The organism is Lamprobacter sp., from assembly GCF_034860625.1.
Taxonomy (GTDB): domain Bacteria; phylum Pseudomonadota; class Gammaproteobacteria; order Chromatiales; family Chromatiaceae; genus Lamprobacter.
Genome location: NZ_JAYESN010000309.1, coordinates 1 through 3,004, shown reverse-complemented (window position 1 = coordinate 3,004; position 3,004 = coordinate 1). Strand labels below are relative to the sequence as shown.

2 protein-coding genes are annotated in these 3,004 nt (G+C 65.2%); both read left to right on the top strand.

Features of this window, described 5'->3' with window-relative positions:
- Positions 1–1,662, top strand: a 1,662-nt coding sequence (locus VBE63_RS26695) for an SPOR domain-containing protein (RefSeq protein WP_323686033.1), incomplete at its 5' end; no start/stop codon positions are given.
- Positions 1,659–2,894 (top strand): sensor domain-containing diguanylate cyclase, encoded by a 1,236-nt coding sequence (locus VBE63_RS26690; protein WP_323686032.1) that lies wholly within the window; start codon positions 1,659–1,661, stop codon positions 2,892–2,894. The genes VBE63_RS26695 and VBE63_RS26690, both read left to right, overlap by 4 nt.
- Positions 2,895–3,004 lie beyond the last annotated feature (110 nt).

The following is a 3,004-nucleotide window of genomic DNA, read 5'->3' as shown; positions in this document are numbered from 1 at the left end:
GACCGCGATCGGGAGCCCACCCCGGGGCGCTTTGTGGATCGCGATGACGACAACCCGCTCTACGAGGACGAATCGCTGGACGCGAGCGACTTCGACCTGCCCGGGGACTACCCGCTTGCCAGCAACACGGGTGGCGAAGCCAATGGCACGCCCGCCCCGACAGCGCCCGTGACGCCCACACCGCCACCCGCAGCCGCAGCGCCCTGGGATGACAGCGATCTGGACGATTTTTCGCCCCACGATGCGTTCTCGACCGATCTGGGCGAACAAACGCCGCAGCGCGCCGGGGGCACCGCAAGGAATACCAGCGAATCGGACCCTGAGGATGATGCGCTCAACCGGCTGGCCGAGCGCGATCTGGCGGCCCTGGGTGAGGATAGCTTCGACATGCCGGGGCTGGACGACGACAGCCTGGACGCGCTCGCAGATCTGGACGAAATGGATGATCTGGACGATTTTGAGCTTGAGGCTGATGCATCGCCAGCGGCGGGGCCGGATCAGGCCGCCCCAGAAGCCATGGATGCTGCTTACGGCCGGCGCAGTGCTGCCGCCCCGATGTTTGATGAGGAACTGAGCCGTGATGTGGAGGATCTGTTGCGCGAGCAGGACACGGTAGCGCCCAATACCCATGTGGCCGATACGCCGGAGCCCATGGGCGACGTCGCGTTCCACGGAGCGGGCGGCGAGACGCCGCCACTGGACCCCTTCGATATGGATGACGAGCCACCGGCCCTGAGCATCAGCGACAGCGCGCAGCGATTGGCAGCCAGCGAGCTGGCAGAGACGGCTGAAAGTGATCACGACGATGTGTTCGGCGAAGAGCGCAGTGATGCCGTCGTCGCTGCCGGCGCTGCCGCACTGGGGGCGAGTCGCGACCGTGCGGAGGCTGCAGGCGCGCCAGCGGCAACGCCCCAGCGCGCCGCGGTCAGTCAAGACGCAACCCCATTTGATGCGCCACCCGGGGGCACTCCGCCCGGTGGATCGGCCGGCGGCGGCTCGCGCTGGCCGCTGGTGCTGATCGGTGTTGCTGTCATCGCGGTACTGCTGGTCGGTATTGGCGGCTACGGTGTGCTGCAGGAGCGCAGCGCGCTGCAAGATGAGATTCGCAAGCTGCAGGCGCGTATGGCCACCGCGGTCACTCAGGAGGAAGCGCGGGCGAACCGTCTGGAGCTACAGAACGCCATACAGCGCGCCCGTGATCTGGAACAGGATCTGGAGCGCGTGCAGGAGGAACGGGCGCGCATCCGTGAGCAGCTGGCTGAGCTGCAGGAACAGAGCAAGGAGCAGGCCGGGCGCCTCGCAGCCGCCGAAGCTGCCCGCCGCAGTGCGGAGCAATCGGCGGCCAGTGCGCGAGCAGCGGCGCCTTCGGCCCCCAGTTCCAACCCCAGCACCAGCGGCGCCCCTGCAACAACCGCCGCCAGTGGCGACTGGTTTGTGAACTTTGGTTCCTATGCACAGCGTGCCGTAGCGGAGCGCTGGCAGTCCCGGCTGCAACCCGGGGCTGGCCAGCTGCTGATACAGGAGGCCAGCAGCAACGGCAGACCACTGTACAGACTGCGGGTAGTGGGGCTGAGCGACCGCGACAGCGCAGAGCGGGTAGCCCGCGAGCTGGAGCGCAACTATAAGGTGGAGCGCCTGTGGGTCGGCAAGGACAGCCCTTGAATGCAGTACCCGAACCCGCGCTGGATGCCGGCTGGTACCAGCGTTTTCTGCGCCACGCCCCGGATGCGGTGTTCATCCTCAACGCACAGGGACAGCTGTTGGAATACAGCGAGTTGGCGCGCACCCAGCTCGGCTACAGCCATGCCGAAATGCGCCAGCTCAGCATCTTCGACTGGGATTCGGACATGGAGCCGGAGAGCTTCAAGCAGTTGTTGCAGACGCTCTCTCGCGGCCCGCTGCGACTGGAGCGGCGACACCGACACAAATACGGCGCCATCTACCAGGCTGACACCACACTGACCCTGCTGGAAGCAGATGGACGGCAACTGATCATGGCCTGTGTGCGCGACAGTTCCGAGCAGCGCGCTCTGGCCGACACCGTGCTACAGCAACGCGATGAGCTGGCGGCCATCTTCGATCAGGTACTGGACGGTATCGCCGTGCTGGACAGCGGCGCGCGCGTGCTGCGCGCCAATCAGCATATGGCACGACTGTTCGGTATCACGCAGGAGTCCCTGCTGGAGCATCGCTTCACCGACTTCCTCAGCGATAACAGCCGTCAGCGCCTGTTCGAGATGATCGCAGAGGCCAGACGCCGCAGCCGGATCGAGGGTGTGGCACTGCCCTATCAGCGCAATCGGCAGGCGCGACTGATGCGCCTGTCGCTGTCACTGCTGCCGCACACCACACAGTTCCTGATTTCCGCGCGGGACATCACCGAAGCGCGGCGCGAAATGGAAACACTGCGCCGCAACAGCGAAACCGACCCGATGACCGAAATTGGCAACCGCCGGGCCTACCAGCGCAGTGCGGAGGCACTGTGCTACGCCTACGAGCGCTACCAGCGGCAGTTCTGTCTGCTGGTGTTCGACATAGACGACTTCAAGGATATCAACGACCGTCTCGGTCACCCAGTGGGCGACCAGGTGCTGATCGCACTGGTGCACACCGTGCGCACGGTGATGCGCCAGTCAGATCAGCTGTTCCGTATCGGCGGCGAGGAGTTCGCCATCCTGCTGCACGAGGCCGACAATGCGGCAGCGCGCATCTTCTGTGACAAGCTGCTGGCGCAGATACGCAGTGCGCCGGAGGTAGCGGACCGCCCGGTGACCATCAGCATCGGTGTAGCACAGGTGAGCGAGGGCGACACGGTACAGAGCCTGTTCGCACGCGCCGATGCCAACCTCTATCTGGCCAAACGTGCGGGCAAGAATTGCGCGATCGTGGACTAGGAGCCTGTCGGACTTGAGACTGATCTGCTGCGCGCGCGGGATGGCGGCCCATATTTTCCCCCTTTTTCGTTGCGTAGCCCCACTATGCGCCTCAAAAGGGAGCAAATCTG